Here is a 15,963-nt window from a genome sequence, read left to right as displayed (position 1 = left end):
ATCGAAAACCCTGCTCTGCCCATCGAAGCATGATCACCACACAAGCCCTGGTCACCACACCGACAGACCGGTCAGTGTCCGTGAGGTCCTGAAACATCAACTGTCCGACATGTCCTGAACTCAGACAGACGGTTCTAACCGTCCTTGCCACTCACGAGACCCAAAGGTCAGCCGGCGGCGTCGGAGATCGACTTCGCCTCGCGGGCGCCCGCCTCGAAGGCTTCACACGAAAAGAGCAGCCAACTCCGGACGCCCTCCGAGGTCCCGGAGCTGAAGGCCGAAGCGGCTTCGAGGTACTTCGGCACCCGCCGGAAGTACGCGACCTCCGGCACCGTCAGCGCCTTCGGATCCAGCCCGGTCGCCACCGCCGAAAGCCGCGCCGCGGCCCGCGCGACGACACCGTCCGCCGAGCCGAAAGGCTTCAGCGCCAACAGTTCCCCGTGCACGACGGCGGTCAGCACCGGCCCCGGCACCGACGTCGCGCCGGTGACGAGTTGCGCCAGCATCTCCAGCCGCGGCCCGACGTCACCGGCCGACCGCGGCCGCCCCAGCGCGTCGGAATCCGTCACCAGATCCGACGCGGCGAGAACGTGCAAGCGCGCCAACGCCTGCAACGGCGCACGCCGCCACGTCGGCAGCAGACCCTCCAGTGCTTCCGCGACCCGCAGCGCGCCGGCCAGCACCGGATCGGCCACTTCACCGGATTCGGGCAGTTCGGGCGCGGCGCCTTCGATCCCGGCCGACGCCCGCGCCGACCGTACGGACGCTTCGGCCGCCGTCGCCGCGCCACCGCGCAGGTTGGCGGGCAGCCGGTGGACGGCGAACACCGCGTCCTGCGCCGATTTCGCGGCCGCGGCGACCCCTTCGAGGTCCAGCAGCGGCTTCAGCGGATCCGTCACGCGTCCAGCACCTGTCCCTCGCGGCGCACGACCGGCGCCTGCACCGACCACGGGAAGTTGATCCAGCGGTCCGTGTGCTTCCAGACGTACTCGCCTTTGACCTCCGAGCGCGGCTTCTCGTAGACGACCGCGCAGCGCACCTCGGCGACGTGGTCGGCGCAGAAGTCGCGGACCAGCTTCAAGGTCGCGCCGGTGTCCGCGACGTCGTCGGCGACGAGCACCTTCTTCTTCGTCAGGTCGACGACGTTCGGCACCGGCGGCAGCATCACCGGCAGGTCGAGACGCTGGTCGACGCCGGTGTAGAACTCGACGTTCATCACGTGCAGGTTCTTGACGTCCAGCGCGTAGCCGAGCGCGCCGGCGACGAACAGCCCGCCGCGCGCAATCGACAGGATGAGGTCCGGCTCGAAGCCGTCGTCGGCGACGGCCTGCGCCAGCTCCCTGCTGGCCGTCCCGAACAACTCCCAGGTGAGCTCTTCCCGCTCCTCGGCCATGCTGCCTCGCCTTCTCGATCGTTCCCGCGAGCATAGGCAACGCCGCAGTGGCCTTCTCGAATGCTTCGAAACTGGCTCTCCAATAAGGCCATTGCCGGTCGTACCGTCAAGATCGTGACCGACTGGAACATCCACACCACCCTGCGCGGCGAACGCGTCCATCTCGAACCGCTCACCCGCGACCACGCGAAGGGCCTCTTCGCGGCGGGCTCCGACCCGGCGATCTGGACGTGGCTGAGCCTCCGGCAGCCGCGGGACGTCGCCGCGGCCGAAGCGATGGTCGACGACATCCTCGCCGACAACGACCGCCGCGCCTGGGCGCAGATCGACGCGCGCACCGGCGAGGTCGCGGGCACGACGTCGTTCTACGCGATGAGCGCGCGCCACAAGATCGTTTCCGTCGGCTACACCTGGATCGGTTCCGAATGGCAGCGGACCGGACTCAACCGCGAGTCGAAACTCCTGTTGCTGCGCCACGCTTTCGACGACCTCGGCGCGAACCGCGTCTCGTGGGAGACCGACATCCGCAACCACAAGTCGCAGAAGGCGATCGAACGTCTCGGCGCGCAGCGGGAAGGGGTGCTGCGCGCACACCGCGTCCGCCCGGACGGAACCGTCCGCGACACCGTCGTCTACTCCCTCACCGGACCAGAATGGCCGGCGGTCCGTACCGCTTTGTCCTCAAGCGTGTGAATGCCGTGCGCAACCACGATGCAACCTTTTACTTCGCGTCGTAACGTCGATAGCGTGCCAACGGGCGTGAAGACACGCGAATCACAGGAGGCATCGCACCATGACCGAGCAGTCGCCGGCGCTGGACAATTTGCTCACGGAGAGCAGGACCTTCCCCCCGAGTGAGGCTTTCAGCGCGCAAGCGAATGCCACCGCCGACTTCTACGCCGAAGCCGACGCCGACCGGGAAGCGTTCTGGGCCAAGCAGGCCGAGCGCCTCGACTGGGAAACGAAGTGGTCGCAGGTACTGGACTGGACCAATGCGCCGGTGGCGAAGTGGTTCGTGGGCGGGAAGCTCAACGTCGCGTACAACTGCGTCGACCGCCACGTCGATTCCGGGCACGGCGACCAGGTCGCCATCCACTGGGTCGGCGAGCCCGGCGACAGCCGTGACATCACCTACGCGCAGCTGAAGGACGAGGTTTCCAAGGCCGCGAACGCGTTCGAGTCCCTCGGCCTCAAGGCGGGCGACCGCGTCGCCATCCAGATGCCGATGGTGCCCGAAGCGATCGTCGCGATGCTCGCGTGCGCCCGCATCGGCGTCCTGCACAGTGTCGTCTTCGGTGGTTTTTCCCCGACAGCACTGCGTTCCCGGGTGGACGACCAGGCCGCGCGGATCGTCATCACCACCGACGGCCAGTACCGCCGCGGCAAGGCCGCGCCGATGAAGGTCAATGTCGACGAAGCGCTCGAAGGCGCCGAATCGGTCGAGAAGGTCATCGTCGTCCGCCGCACCGGTGAAGAGGTGCCGATCGCCGAAGGCCGCGACCTCTGGTGGCACGAACTGGTCGACGGCCAGTCCGCGGAGCACGCGCCGCAGGCGTTCGACTCCGAGCACCCGCTCTTCATCCTCTACACCTCCGGCACCACCGGGAAGCCGAAGGGCATCCTGCACACCTCCGGCGGATACCTGACCCAGGCGGCGTACACGCACCACAACGTCTTCGACCACAAGGCAGGCGAAGACGTCTACTGGTGCACCGCCGACATCGGCTGGATCACCGGGCACACGTACATCGTGTACGGGCCGCTGGCGAACCGGACGACGCAGGTCGTCTACGAAGGCACGCCGAACACCCCGCACGAGGGCCGCCACTGGGAGATCGTCCAGCAGCACAAGGTCTCCATCTACTACACCGCGCCCACGCTGATCCGCACGTTCATGAAGTGGGGCAACGAGATCCCGCAGAAGTACGACCTCTCGTCGCTGCGCGTGCTCGGCAGCGTCGGCGAGCCGATCAACCCCGAAGCGTGGATCTGGTACCGCGAGAACGTCGGCGCGAACTCGGCGCCGATCGTCGACACCTGGTGGCAGACCGAGACCGGCGGCATCATGATCTCGCCGCTGCCGGGCGTCACCGCCACGAAGCCGGGCTCGGCGCAGAAGGCGCTGCCGGGCATCTCGGCGAAGGTCGTCGACGACCAGGGCGTCGAGGTCGGCAAGGGCGGCGGCGGGTACCTGGTGCTCGACAAGCCGTGGCCGGGCATGCTGCGCGGCATCTGGGGCGACGAGGAGCGGTTCCGCGAGACCTACTGGTCCCGCTTTGCCGACCAGGGCTACTACTTCGCCGGCGACGGCGCGAAGTACGACGCCGACGGCGACGTCTGGCTGCTGGGCCGGGTCGACGACGTGATGAACGTGTCCGGGCACCGCATCTCGACCACCGAGGTCGAGTCCGCGCTGGTCTCGCACCCGACGGTCGCCGAGGCCGCCGTCGTCGGCGCGACCGACCCGACCACCGGGCAGGGCATCGTCGCGTTCGTCATCCTGCGCGGCAACGCCGTCGATGGCGGCGATGAGGCCGTGCAGGAGCTGCGCAACCACGTCGCCAAGGAGATCGGTCCGATCGCGAAGCCGCGGCAGATCCTGGTCGTGCAGGAGCTGCCCAAGACGCGCTCCGGCAAGATCATGCGCCGCCTGCTGCGTGACGTCGCCGAGAACCGCCAGGTCGGCGACGTGACCACGCTGGCCGACTCGTCGGTGATGGACCTGATCTCTTCGGGCCTGAAGACCGGCAAGTCGGAGGAGTAACCGCCCCGCGCGTGCCATGAACGGTCCGTTCCTTGCAAATTTCGCAAGGAACGGACCGTTCCTCGCATCCGACACGCCTACCACACCCCGGTTCGCTCTACTCGAACGCCTGTTCTAGGATGTGCCGGGTACCACCCCATACCCGGGCAAGGAGACGACACCGACGATGACCGTGGATGCCTTGACACGCACTGACGCCGTGTCCGAAGAAGCGGCTACCGAAGCGCCCGTCGACTCGACGCCGCAGGCGGAGACGGCCGAAGCCCCGGCCGAGGCGAAGACCGAGACTCCGGAAACCCCGGAAAACCCGGAGGCCCCCACCGAAGAGAACACGGTGGAGTCCCCCAAGCCCAAGCGTGGCCGCCCGAAGGTCGCCACGACGGCGAAGAAGACCCGCACCGTCGAGCTGACCCTCACGGTCACCGGCACCGCCGACGGCGAGTGGCAGGCCGAGCTCAAGAACGGCGCCAAGTGGGTCGCGAAGGGCCTGGAGATCCCGGCCGCGGCCGTGTCCCGCGCCGCCAAGGAACTGCACGCCGACCTGTCGGGCCCGATCGACGAGGTCATCAACGCCGCCCGCGAGCTGCAGGCCGCGAAGGTCGCCCAGCTCGAAGCCGAGTTGGAGAAGGCGAAGCTGGCGCTGGCCGAGCTGGACGCGTAAGACTTTCCTCCTGACCGGGGCGGACGCTGGATATCAGTGTCCGCCCCGGTTTTTTCATTCCGCGATCGGCGGCCGCGAAGGCAGCGGCGTCTTGAACTCGATCCACTGACTGTCCACGATGGCCTCGACGCTGTGCGGGACACCGCGCGGGTGGACGATCGCGCCGCCGGCGTCGAGGGTCACTTCCCGGCCGTCGAGCGTGCCGCGCAGCGAACCCGAAACCAGGTACACGATGCTGTCGTGATCGTGGCTGTGCACGGGAGAAGCGACGCCCGCCGGGTACGAGATCTCGTACGCCAGGCCACCTTCGGCCGTGGCGAGCGTCCGGAAGCGGCCCTGTCCGCCGATCAGCGGCAGACCCTCCACTGTGGACATGGTCGTCCAGGTCATCGCACGGGCTCCATCGCGGCCGCCTCCTCGCGGTCCGGGTCGCGGGCGAGCAGGACACCCACGACGGTCACCACCGCGGTGGCGAGCAGGTAGACCCCGATCGCGACCCAGGTGTCGAAACCGGCCAGCAGCGCCGTGAACAGCAACGGCGCGGGCGCTCCGCCGATCACGCCGGCGAGGGTGTACGCCAGCGAGCTGCCGGTGTAGCGCAGGCGCGGCGAGAACTGCTCGGTGACGAGCGCGGCCTGCGGCCCGTAGAGCGCCGCGTGGATCACGAGCGCGAGCACGATCCCGATCGCCAGCATGACGAACGAACCGCCGCTGACCATCGGGAAGAACACGAACGGCCAGATGCCGGCGGCGATGGTCGCGACCAGGTACATCTTGCGCCGCGAGACGCGGTCCGAGAGCGCGCCGAACAGCGGCATCAGCACCAGCTGGAACGCCGAACCGATCATCACCGCGGCCAGCCCGGCGCCGCGCGAGAGATCGGTGTGCGTGGTGACGTACGTGAGGACGAAGACGGTGAACAGCGCGTACAGCACGTCCGGGCAGACACGGATCAGCACGGCCGCGACCAGCGCGCGGCGTTCGGTGCGGAAGACCTCGGAGATCGGCGCCGACGAGCGCTCGCCACGCTCCTGGATCTGCTTGAAGACCGGCGTCTCCTCCAGCTTGAGCCGGATCCACAGGCCGAACCCGACCAGCGCGCCGGAAAGCAGGAACGCGATCCGCCAGCCCCAGCTGTTGAACTGGTCTTCGGTGAGCAGCCCGGCCAGCACGGCGAGGACACCGTTGGCGAGCAGGTTGCCCGCGGGCGGGCCGATCTGCGCGGCGGACGCCCAGAAGCCGCGTTTGTTCGGATCGCCGAACTCGCTCGACAGCAGGACGGCGCCACCCCATTCGCCGCCGATGCCGACACCCTGCGCGAACCGCAGCGCCACGAGCAGCACCGCCGCGAAGCCGCCGATGTTCTCGTAGGTGGGCAGGACACCGATGAGGAACGTCGCGACCCCGGTGAGCACGAGCGTCATGACCAGGATGCGTTTGCGGCCCAGCACGTCGCCGAGGCGGCCGAAGAGGAATCCGCCGAGCGGGCGGGCGAGGTAGCCGACGGCGTAGGTGGAGAACGCCGCCATCGTGCTCGCGAGCTGGTCCTCCGAGGGGAAGAAGAGATTCCCGAAGATCGTCGCGGCCGCCACCGAGTAGGCCGCGAAGTCGTACCACTCGAGCGCTGTTCCCGAGAGGCTGGCCGCGAAGGCCTTGTGCAACGAACGCCGGTCACCGGCTGGTGAGGTCATGTCCACATCCGTCCGTAGGAGATCCGCAACCCCGCCGGGAGGGGTTGAATTGCGGATATACTCCTTGTATACAAGCTGTATGCGCAACCCCCAATCTCGGAGGACAGATGCCTGAGCTGCGTTTCACCCTTCCCGACGGCCAGGAGCGGCGGACCGAGGTCCACACGCTGCTGAACGCCGGATACGCCGGTCGCAGCCAGGAGGACGTCGCCGCCCACGTGGCCGAACTGGCCGAACTCGGCGTCCCCGCGCCTTCGGTGACCCCGGCCCTCTACCCCGTCGCGCCGTACCTGGCGAGCCAGACCGACGAGGTCCCGGTGCAGCACGAGCGGACCTCCGGCGAGGCCGAATGGGCCATCGTCATCACCGGCCCCGCGCCCGAGGACGTCCTCCTGACCGCCGCCTGCGACCACACCGACCGCGCCCTCGAAGCGCACGGCGTCGCGTGGAGCAAGAACGCCGGCCCCGACGTCCTCGCCGCCAAGGCGTGGCGGCTCGTGGACGTCCAGGACCGGCTCGACGACCTCACGCTCTCCGCCTGGGCCGGGGAAACCCTGATCCAGCAAGGAAAACTCGCGGAACTGCTGCCGCCGTCGTACTGGCTGGACGTCCTGCGCGAGCGTGATCTCTACGCCCCGGGCACCGTGCTGATCTCCGGGACCATCCCGATGGTGCACGGCGTCGACCAGTTCGCCGACTCCTGGCGCGTGGAACTGGGCGACCCGGCGACCGGAGAGACGATCGAACTCGCCTACACCGTGCGACGGCTGCCCGAACCGATCGGCTGAAGCAACTCGCCAAGAAAGGCGCGGTATTCGCCCTTCATCGGCAACTCGCGGTCGACACGGACGCGGCGGCGGGTCGCGGAGACCTCGACCTCGCGCACCGGATCGAAACCGGTGCGCTCGTAGGACTCCCAGCACAGCCCGACGCCGCGCCGTTGCCAGGCGGGGACTTCGGCGAAATTGACGCCGTGCGCGAAGAGCAGCTCGTTCTTCTCGGAGACGCCGGCGCCGTCGAGAACGGCTCCGGCCTCACTCGCCGACTTCCCCGCCTTGCGGAGAATCCAGTAGCACCAGCCGTTGAGCGCGCACCGGGCCGCGTCCGCCTGGCGCCAGGAGAAGTAGTCGACGACGTCGTCCGCCGTCGTGCCGAGCCAAACGCGACCGTCGAAGTGCGCGGGCACCCCGGCCGCGTGGGTGAACGCGGCCGAGGCGATCCCGGCGGAGATCGACACGAGCTTCTCGACGCCTCGGCCGAAGAAATCGGCGGAAGGGGCGAGCACGAGCGAGATCTCGTCGCTTTCCGTGTATACGTAAGGTGAAGCGAACTCCGACAGCAAAGCGCCCGCTGCCTCGGTCATGCAGTCGGCGAACCGGGGATCGAACGGCTTCTCGAACCGCGCTTCGGTGAACTTCGAGAAACCCCGGCCGTCGACGCGGAGCACCGTCCAGGCCCCCGGTGGCACGGTCAGCCCGTGGAACCACTCGCGTTCCCGTTGCCGCGCCTCGAAATCACCGGCGTCCATGGTTCACCCCCGCTCGACGACGAAACCGCCTTCGCCGTCGAAACCGACGGTGTACAGCTCGTCGAAACCATCTTCGGCGCTCGGGCGCCTGAGGCGTTTCAGCGTCGCATACAGACCGACGTCGGGCACCCGGGTTTTCCCTTTCCGGCGCGCGTTGCGCTCTTGGGAGCCTTCGAGATCCGGCGGGAACCAATACCCGAGGACCCGCGCGCCGTACCGCTGGGCGACTTCGACCAGCGGCGCCCATTCCTCCGGCGACGGGTTGGTGTTGTCCACGACCACCGAACGGCCTTCTTCGAGCGCCTCGGCCAGCATCCGCAGCTGCCGGACCTGCGGCCGTCGCGCGTTGGGGAAGGTGTCCTTGCTGACGTGGACGTGCGTCCCCGCGAACTCGCGCCGGAAGAACGTCGACTTCCCGGACGCCTGTAGCCCGATCAGGATCACCACCTCTGTCACGGACACAACGTAGCCGATGGGTTAGGTAAGGCAATAGTCAATAAGGATTGCCTCTATTTACCGAAACGGTCTTCGCTCGCCGGATACCGTTCTTTGTGTTTCACTGAAAAGGTGACCGATACCGTATCGACTTCACATCCTCACGAACCGCACGAGGACCTGGGCGGCAGGCTGAACTGGCTGCGCGCCGGGGTTCTCGGCGCGAACGACGGGATCGTCTCGGTGGCGGGCATCGTGGTCGGCGTCGCGGGCGCGACCACCGACTCCACCGCGATCGCCACCGCGGGAATCGCGGGCCTCGTCGCGGGCGCGCTTTCCATGGCGGGTGGCGAATACGTCTCCGTGAGCACACAGCGCGACACCGAACGCGCCCAGTTGCGGCTGGAAAAGCGCGAGCTGAAAGAGATGCCCGAAGCCGAAGAACGGGAACTCGCGGAAATCTACGAGGAGAAGGGGCTTTCCCCGGAACTCGCCGCGGAGGTCGCCCGCGAACTGACCGAAAAGGACGCGCTGCAGGCGCACGCCGAGGCCGAACTCGGTATCGATCCGGACAATCTGACCAGCCCGTGGCAGGCGGCGTGGGCGTCACTGGTGGCGTTCACCGTCGGCGCGCTCCTGCCGCTGCTGGCGATCGTGTGGACGCCGACCTCGGCGCGGGTCTGGGCGTGCGCGTCGGCGGTCGTGGTCGGGCTGGCGCTGACCGGGTTCGTCAGCGCGAAACTCGGCGACGCCCGCGCCGGCCGCGCGATCGCGCGCAACGTCGGCGTCGGCGCGCTGACGATGCTGGTGACCTACTACGTCGGCGTGCTGTTCGGGACGAGCGTGGCGTAGGCGCCGAAGGTCAAACGTGGCGTGTTCTCGGGCGAGCCGATGGTGGGTTGAAGGCTCCCTTCGCCGCGTCTGATGCGGTGAAAGGAGCCTTCGACCCTGATCAAGCGCGGGTCGTGAGTGGCGTTTCGGGTTAGAGCCAACCGTGTCTTAGGTACCTACTGCCGAGGTGCCGGTGGCGTTTCGCGTGACTGGATGGACGACTCACGTGTGGGGATGGACGACACGCGTGTTCAGGCGGACGACTAGCGGTGGAATCCGGCCGTGCGTCGTGCCGTCCGTCCAGTCACGCGTGTCGTCCGCTGGATCACGCGTGTCGTCCGGTCGACCACCCGCACCGACCACGCCACGTTTGCCTTATCCCTCAATAGTCGCCGTTTCCCGTGCTCGAAGGGCGATCACGTGTGCTCAGAGACGCATCTCGCGTGCTTGGAGGCGTAACTCGCGAGTTACGCCTTCAAGCACGTGAGTTACGCCTCCAAGCACGTGAGATGCGGGTAGCGAAAGGGCCCTTCACCGCTTCCTATGCGGTGAAGGGCCCTTTCAGCACGTTCGAGGATCGCTCGTCAGTGCGGCATGAAGCGCGTCAGTGAACGCCCTTCATCAGCTTGCGGATCATCGGCGTCGCCACCAGGAGCGCCACACCGACCACGATGGCCACCCCGCCGACGATGCTGAAGTACGGCGCTTCGTCGTCCACCGAGTAGAACTCGGCGAGCTTGCCGGACATCGCCGTACCGAGCGAGATGGACAGGAAGTTCAGCGCCACCATCTGCGTCCGGAACGCCTCCGGCGCGAGTTTGGTCGACAGCGAGAGCCCGACCGGCGAAAGCATCAGTTCCGCCATGGTGAACACGAACAGGATGCCCGCCAGCGCGAGCAGCGGGCTCGCGTTCTTGCCGCTGCCGACCATCGGGAGGAACAGCAGGAACGCCACGCCCATGGTGACCGTGCCGAGCACGAACTTGATCGGCGAGGACGGCTGCCGCGAGCCGAGTTTCGTCCAGATCGCCGCGATCACCGGCGCGAACAGGATGATGAACACCGGGTTGATCGAGTTGACCCACGCCACCGGCATCTCCCAGCCGAAGATCGTCCGGTTCAGACGTTCGTCGGTGTAGGCCGCGACCACGGTGAACTGCTGCTGGTACAGCGAGAAGAACGCGGCGCTCGCGATGAACATCGGGATGAACGAGTACACCCGGCTGCGTTCGTCGGCGGTGATCTTCTTGCTGCTGATGATCACCACGAAGTAGATCACCGAGATGACCGCGACGGCCCAGACGACGACGTCCACCAGGTTGGCCGGGTTGATCACGCCGAAGACCACGAGCAGCACGATCGCGGCGACACCTGCCGCGGTGCCGCCGAAGACCAGCGGCCGCTGCGACGCGGGCAGCGGGTTGGGGATCTCGCTCGCCTTCTCGCCGAGGTTCTTGCGGCCGATCGTGTACTGGATCAGGCCGAGCGCCATCCCGAACGCGGCGAGCCCGAAGCCGACGTGGAAACCGATCTCGCTCTGCGCGAGCCCGGTCAGCAGCGGGCCGACGAAGCCGCCGACGTTCACGCCCATGTAGAAGATCGTGAAACCACCGTCACGGCGCTCGTCGCCCGGCGCGTACAGCGTCCCGACGATGGCGGTGGCGTTGGACTTCAGCCCGCCACTGCCGACGGCCACGCAGACGAGGCCGACACCGATACCCGCCAGACCGGGCAGCACGGCGAGGCTGATGTGGCCGATCATGATCAGGATCGCGCTGTAGAACAGCGTGCGTTCCGAGCCGAGCACCCGGTCCGCGACCCAGGCGCCGATCACCGCCGACAGGTAGACCATGCCGCCGTACGCGCCGACGATGCCGAGCGCGGAGGCCTTCGGCAGCGCCAGGCCGCCCTGGCTGACTTCGTAGTAGAGGTAGATCGGGAGGATGCCGAGCATCCCGTAGAACGAGAAACGCTCCCACATCTCGACGCCGAAGAGGTTCGCGAGCCCTCGTGGGTGCCCGAAAAACCTCGTGTCTCGCTGGACCTCGGTAGAGGTACTCACCATGCCGTCCTTAGTGAAGACATCGTTGTCGGTTTCCGGTTGACATGCTAGAAGCCCACCATGTGGACGGGACACCGACGTCCGCATGATCTCTGTGGTCGCAGTCATGAAGGCGAGATTTCCGCAGCTTGAAGCGTTAAAATCGTGTCAAGGTGCGCCGGGAAGTCTGGTCGGCAACAGTGTTCGTGTTGCCGAAATCCGGAGGATGCCTTGTCCGGCCCCACTCGCCCCGCGAAAGCCGTCGCGGAATTCGCCCGTTACCTCCGCACGGAGACGACCGGCGGGCTGATCCTGCTCGGCGCCACCGCGATCGCCCTCATCTGGGCCAATTCGCCCATCGACGACCTTTACCGCGCGATCCGCGATTTCCGGCTCGGCCCCGAATTCCTCCACCTGAATCTGACGATCGGCGACTGGGCGAAGGACGGCCTGCTCGCGCTGTTCTTTTTCGTCGCGGGGCTCGAACTCAAACGCGAACTCGTGGTCGGCGAACTTTCGCGGTTCAAGCAGGCGATCCTGCCGGTGGTCGCCGCGATCGGCGGCATGATCGTCCCGGCGCTGGTCGCGCTCGCGGTCGGCTGGGGAACGCCGGGCATCGAACGCGCGTGGGCCATCCCGGTCGCCACGGACATCGCGTTCGCGCTGGGCGTCCTCGCCCTGACCGCGTCGAACCTGCCGAGCAGCGCCCGCGTCTTCCTGCTCTCGCTCGCGGTGGTCGACGACCTCGGCGCGATCCTCATCATCGCGATCCTGTTCACCGCGAAGTTCGACCTCGTCGCCGCGGGTGTCGCCGTCGTCGCGCTCGCGCTGTACGCCTACCTGCAGAAGCGCCGCGTCCGCAGTGCCTGGATCTACGTGCCGCTGGCCCTGATCACCTGGGTCGCGGTGCATTCGGCGGGCATCCACGCCACGATCGCCGGCGTCGCGCTCGGCCTGCTCACCCGCGTCCGCGCCGACGATGGCGAGGAGCACGCGCCCGCGATCCGGCTCGAACACCGGTTGCAGCCGTGGTCGGCCGCGGTCGCGGTGCCGTTGTTCGCGCTGTTCGCGGCCGGGATCAAAGTGGACGCCGAGTCGCTCGGCGCGGTGTTCACCACGGCGTTGCCGCTGGCCGTGCTGATCGGTCTGGTCGGCGGGAAACTGATCGGGATCTTCGGCGCCAGCCTGCTCGCGGTGAAGTTCAAGCTCGCGGAGAAACCCAGGGGCATGGGCTGGCGGGACATCGGCGCGCTGTCGATGCTCGGCGGCGTCGGGTTCACCGTGAGCCTGCTGATCGCCGACCTCGCGCTCGACGGGGACGCCGTCGAGCTGGCGAAGGCGGCGGTGCTGATCGCCTCGGCCATCGCCTCGCTTTCGGCCGCCGCGATGCTGCTGCACCGTAGCCGGGTGCACGCGCGCGAAGATTGAGAAGCGACACTCGCCGGTCCGCCGCGCCCGTGATCGGGGCACGTGGCACGATGACCGATGTGAGCAGCCCCAAGCACGAACGTACCGGCCCCGACGGCGTGGGGGCCGTGCCCTACCTCCCCCTGTCGAGCGATGACGACGTGGTAGCGAGCGAGCAGTCCCTCGGGAAACTCGTCGGCGATGCCACACAGCACGTCTCGACGCTGATCCGCGCCGAGGTCGAGCTGGCCAAATCCGAGGTCGTCGCGGAGGCGAAGAAGGGCCTCAAGGGCGCCATCTTCTTCCTGGTCGCGCTGGTCATCGGCCTGTACAGCTCGTTCTTCTTCTTTTTCTTCCTCGGCGAACTGCTGTCGGAATGGCTGATGCGCTGGGCGGCGTTCGCGATCGTGTTCGGGCTGATGCTCGTCGCGACGGCGGCCGCCGGCTTCCTCGGCTACCGCAAGGTGAAGAAGATCAAGGCGCCGGAGCGCACGATCAACAGCTTCAAGGACACCGCCGCCGCGTTCAAGCCGCGTCACAGCGCCGAGGACGACGCGCCCGCGGGCCGCGACTGAGAAGTTTTCGAGTCGGTGCAGGCGACACCGGATCCGTCGATCGTCCGGATCGACGGTCCGTGGACCCATCGTGACGTCTCGGCGAACGGCATCCGGCTGCACGTCGCCGAACTCGGTGACGGGCCGGTGGTCCTGCTGCTGCACGGATTCGCCGAGTTCTGGTGGGCCTGGCACCACCAGCTGACGGCGCTCGCCGACGCCGGTTTCCGCGCGGTGGCGGTCGACCTGCGCGGGTACGGCGACTCGGACAAACCCCCGCGCGGCTACGACGCCTGGACGCTCGCCGGCGACGTCGGCGGGCTGATCAAGTCGCTCGGCGCGCGCAAAGCCCATCTCGTCGGGCATGCCTGGGGCGGCATGCTCGCGTGGACGGTCGGCGCGCTGCACCCGCGGCTGGTCTCGTCGGTCAGCGTGCTGGGCGGCGCGCATCCGCTGGCGTTGCGCCGGTCCGTCCGGCGGCCGGGGCAGCTGCGCGCTTCGGGACACCTGCTCCGCTTCCAGGTGCCGATGGCGCCGGAAAAGTGGCTGGTCAAGGACGACGCGCTCGCCGTCGAAGAGCTCTTCCGCGCCTGGTCCGGTCCACAGTGGACGGACACGCCGGACTTCACCGAGACCGTGCGCGCGTTCCGGCAGGCGATGCTCGTGCCGGGGGTGCCGCACAGCGCGCTCGAGTACTACCGATGGGCGTTCCGCGCGCAGTTCCGCGGCGAAGGACGCCGGTTCAGCGAGGCGCTGCGAGGCCGCTTCGCCCCCCGTGTGCTGCAACTGCACGGCGAGGAAGACAGGTGCGTCCTGCCCGACACCGCGGCGGCGTCCCGTCGCTGGGCGCCGGACGCCCGCCTCGAGCGCTGGCCCGGCATCGGGCACTTCCCGCATCTGGAGGCCCCGGAGCGCACGTCGGCCGCGCTGCTGGACTTCTTCCGTATCTTGGAAGCATGACCGAGCGCAAACCGACGGGCGTGTCGTTCGAGTCCTGGGTGGACAGGCAGATCAGCGCCGCGGAGGCGAAGGGCGAGTTCGAAAACCTCCCCGGCGCGGGAAAGCCGCTGCCGAAAACGGACGGCAAGGACACCGCGCTGGGCTGGGTCGTGAACAAGGTCCGTGCCGAGGGACACGACGTTTCGGCTCTGCTGCCGCCGTCGCTGGCGATCGCGAAGGAACTGGACGACCTGCCGGACACCCTGGCGAAGGTACGTCGTGAGGCTCGGGTGCGGGAGATCGTCGAGGACCTGAACGAACGGATCCGCGCCGAACACCGGCGTCCGGCTGGAGGCCCGGTACTGCGGGCACGGCCGCTGGACGTGGACGAGGTCTTGGCCTCCTGGCGCGAAGCGCGCTAGTTGCCCCTCGTAACCGGCGCCGTGCCCGCCCGAGGTACATGAAGGACCCCTTCCTTGCGCCTAGGTACAGGAAGGGGTCCTTCATGTACTCCGGGAAGGGACCTTCACGAGCTAGTTGGCGCAGGGCCCCGTCGACGTGTTCGCGCTCAGCGCCGGAGCCGTCTCCACCACCGGCCGCACCTGCTCCGAAGTCAGCGTGAAGCCGGTCTCCGGATCCTCGACCGCCGCGCCGAAGACGACCCCGATGACCTCGCCTTCGGGGTTGATCATCGGCCCGCCCGAGTTACCGCTGCGCACCTGACCGCGCACGGTGAACACGTCACGCTGCACGGTGTTGGCCTCGTAGATGTCCGGTCCGCGCAGGTTGATCCGGCCGCGCACTCTGGCGGGCGTCGCGGTGTACGGGCCGTCGAGCGGATAGCCGAGCACGATCGCGTTGTCGCCGGCCCGCGCGACCCGCGGCGTGAACGGCAGGACGGGCGCCTGGAGCCTCGGCACCGCGAGCACGGCCACGTCGGCCTCGGGGTCGAAGTAGACGACCCTGGCCGGGAACTTGCCCGAAGTCGATTCGATGGCGACCTCGTCGGTCCCCGCGACGACGTGCGCGTTCGTCATCACGCGCTGCGGCGCGACGACGAATCCGCTGCCTTCCAGCGCCCGCGAACACGAAGTCGCGTTGCCGCGGATCTTCACCACACTGCGGTGCACCTGTTTGACGATCGCGCTCGCCTGCAGCGCGGTGTCCGGCGGGCTGGTGTCCTCGACGTTCGGCTTCTGGAAAGGGTCCACAATGGACGGGAAGCCGGACGCGTCCAGCAGTTTGCGCAGTTCGCTCGGGAAGCCCTGCGCCGCCTCGGGCATGACGTTGTTCACTTCGCCGAGCACGACCGAGCTGTTGATCGACTTCGCCAGCCCGGGCACTCCCGAGACGGCCGTGAGCGGCGTCGCGATCAGCCAAGCGACCACGAACACCACGGCGGCCTGAACGACCGCGCCGAGCGTCTTGTCGACGCCGGAAAGCTTGTCCGGGTTGATCTTCTGCCGCAGCTTCCGGCCCGCCCAGACCCCGAGGGTCTCGCCGAGCGCGACCAGGAAGACCACGGTGGCCACCGCGAAGGCGACCTTCGCCGCCGGATGCTGGAAGAGTTCGACGATCAGCGGCGCGATCTTGATCCCGGCGAGCGCGCCGAGCACCACCCCGACCAGCGAGGGGAGGGCGATGATCACCCCCTGGAACGCGCCGGACACGCCCGCCAGCAGCGCGAGGAGGATCACCAGTACGTCGACCCAGTTCACC

The 15,963-nt window shown here is 68.1% G+C and carries 17 protein-coding genes; 9 read left to right on the top strand and 8 right to left on the bottom strand.

Features of this window, described 5'->3' with window-relative positions:
• Positions 1-167: 167 nt before the first annotated feature.
• Both DMH01_RS25885 and DMH01_RS25880 read right to left on the bottom strand, forming a co-directional pair.
• Positions 168-899 carry an oxidoreductase gene (locus DMH01_RS25885; RefSeq protein ID WP_125679779.1) on the bottom strand — a complete coding sequence of 244 codons (732 nt, stop codon included), beginning with the start codon at positions 897-899 and terminating at the stop codon, positions 168-170.
• Positions 896-1,393 carry a phosphoribosyltransferase gene (locus DMH01_RS25880; protein ID WP_125679778.1) on the bottom strand — a complete coding sequence of 166 codons (498 nt, stop codon included), beginning with the start codon at positions 1,391-1,393 and terminating at the stop codon, positions 896-898. The genes DMH01_RS25885 and DMH01_RS25880 overlap by 4 nt, the downstream gene beginning before the upstream one ends.
• A 114-nt stretch (positions 1,394-1,507) precedes the next feature.
• Here DMH01_RS25880 and DMH01_RS25875 point away from each other — a divergent pair, with 114 nt between their 5' ends.
• From DMH01_RS25875 to DMH01_RS25865, 3 genes are all read left to right on the top strand, one after another.
• Entirely contained in the window at positions 1,508-2,086 is a 579-nt protein-coding gene (locus tag DMH01_RS25875) for a GNAT family N-acetyltransferase (protein WP_125679777.1), read from the top strand.
• 100 nt (positions 2,087-2,186) lie between these two features.
• Entirely contained in the window at positions 2,187-4,157 is a 1,971-nt protein-coding gene (gene acs / locus DMH01_RS25870) for an acetate--CoA ligase (protein WP_125679776.1), read from the top strand.
• Positions 4,158-4,323: 166 nt separating this feature from the next.
• Entirely contained in the window at positions 4,324-4,818 is a 495-nt protein-coding gene (locus tag DMH01_RS25865; RefSeq protein ID WP_125679775.1) for a DUF6319 family protein, read from the top strand.
• Between the two features lie 54 nt (positions 4,819-4,872).
• On the opposite strand, the gene DMH01_RS25860 is transcribed toward DMH01_RS25865, so the two are convergent.
• Complete coding sequence (locus DMH01_RS25860) at positions 4,873-5,208, bottom strand: cupin domain-containing protein (RefSeq protein WP_125679774.1); 336 nt, start codon at positions 5,206-5,208, stop codon at positions 4,873-4,875.
• Positions 5,205-6,509 (bottom strand): MFS transporter, encoded by a 1,305-nt coding sequence (locus tag DMH01_RS25855; protein ID WP_125679773.1) that lies wholly within the window; start codon positions 6,507-6,509, stop codon positions 5,205-5,207. The genes DMH01_RS25860 and DMH01_RS25855 overlap by 4 nt, the downstream gene beginning before the upstream one ends.
• Before the next feature lie 107 nt (positions 6,510-6,616).
• On the opposite strand from DMH01_RS25855, the gene DMH01_RS25850 reads away from it, so the two are divergent.
• Entirely contained in the window at positions 6,617-7,297 is a 681-nt protein-coding gene (locus DMH01_RS25850) for a DUF2848 domain-containing protein (RefSeq protein ID WP_125679772.1), read from the top strand.
• On the opposite strand, the gene DMH01_RS25845 is transcribed toward DMH01_RS25850, so the two are convergent.
• Both DMH01_RS25845 and DMH01_RS25840 read right to left on the bottom strand, forming a co-directional pair.
• Positions 7,261-8,037: a tRNA(His) guanylyltransferase Thg1 family protein gene (locus DMH01_RS25845; protein WP_125679771.1), complete on the bottom strand. Its 777-nt coding sequence runs from the start codon at positions 8,035-8,037 to the stop codon at positions 7,261-7,263. The two genes, DMH01_RS25850 and DMH01_RS25845, sit on opposite strands and share 37 nt — an antisense overlap.
• A gap of 3 nt (positions 8,038-8,040) precedes the next feature.
• The gene (locus tag DMH01_RS25840; protein ID WP_199745618.1) at positions 8,041-8,493 is read right to left on the bottom strand and encodes an ATP-binding protein; all 453 of its coding nucleotides are present in this window, start codon (positions 8,491-8,493) and stop codon (positions 8,041-8,043) included.
• Between the two features lie 111 nt (positions 8,494-8,604).
• Here DMH01_RS25840 and DMH01_RS25835 point away from each other — a divergent pair, with 111 nt between their 5' ends.
• On the top strand, positions 8,605-9,324 hold the full coding sequence (locus DMH01_RS25835) for a VIT family protein (RefSeq protein WP_125679770.1): 720 nt from the start codon (positions 8,605-8,607) through the stop codon (positions 9,322-9,324).
• A gap of 583 nt (positions 9,325-9,907) precedes the next feature.
• Here DMH01_RS25835 and DMH01_RS25830 read toward each other — a convergent pair.
• The gene (locus DMH01_RS25830) at positions 9,908-11,368 is read right to left on the bottom strand and encodes a peptide MFS transporter (protein WP_199745617.1); all 1,461 of its coding nucleotides are present in this window, start codon (positions 11,366-11,368) and stop codon (positions 9,908-9,910) included.
• Between the two features lie 207 nt (positions 11,369-11,575).
• Here DMH01_RS25830 and nhaA point away from each other — a divergent pair, with 207 nt between their 5' ends.
• From nhaA to DMH01_RS25810, 4 genes are read left to right on the top strand one after another with little or no spacing between them, the layout of a single operon-like run.
• Positions 11,576-12,772, top strand: a complete 1,197-nt coding sequence (gene nhaA, locus DMH01_RS25825; protein ID WP_125679769.1) for a Na+/H+ antiporter NhaA — start codon at positions 11,576-11,578, stop codon at positions 12,770-12,772.
• A 50-nt stretch (positions 12,773-12,822) separates the two neighbouring features.
• Positions 12,823-13,326, top strand: a complete 504-nt coding sequence (locus DMH01_RS25820) for a phage holin family protein (RefSeq protein ID WP_125679768.1) — start codon at positions 12,823-12,825, stop codon at positions 13,324-13,326.
• A gap of 15 nt (positions 13,327-13,341) precedes the next feature.
• Complete coding sequence (locus DMH01_RS25815; protein WP_125679767.1) at positions 13,342-14,265, top strand: alpha/beta fold hydrolase; 924 nt, start codon at positions 13,342-13,344, stop codon at positions 14,263-14,265.
• Entirely contained in the window at positions 14,262-14,666 is a 405-nt protein-coding gene (locus DMH01_RS25810; protein WP_125679766.1) for a DUF1992 domain-containing protein, read from the top strand. Before DMH01_RS25815 ends, DMH01_RS25810 begins: the two co-directional genes overlap by 4 nt.
• A 111-nt stretch (positions 14,667-14,777) precedes the next feature.
• Here the strand turns inward: DMH01_RS25810 and DMH01_RS25805 are convergent, their stop codons facing one another.
• Positions 14,778-15,962, bottom strand: coding sequence for a MarP family serine protease (locus tag DMH01_RS25805; protein ID WP_125679765.1), 1,185 nt, complete (start codon positions 15,960-15,962; stop codon positions 14,778-14,780).
• Position 15,963: the final 1 nt, after the last annotated feature.

The sequence above is a fragment of the Amycolatopsis sp. WAC 04182 genome (assembly GCF_003947465.1).
Taxonomy (GTDB): Bacteria; Actinomycetota; Actinomycetes; order Mycobacteriales; family Pseudonocardiaceae; genus Amycolatopsis.
Note: the sequence above shows the minus strand (reverse complement) of the source record. Positions and strands in the feature narration are given on the sequence as shown.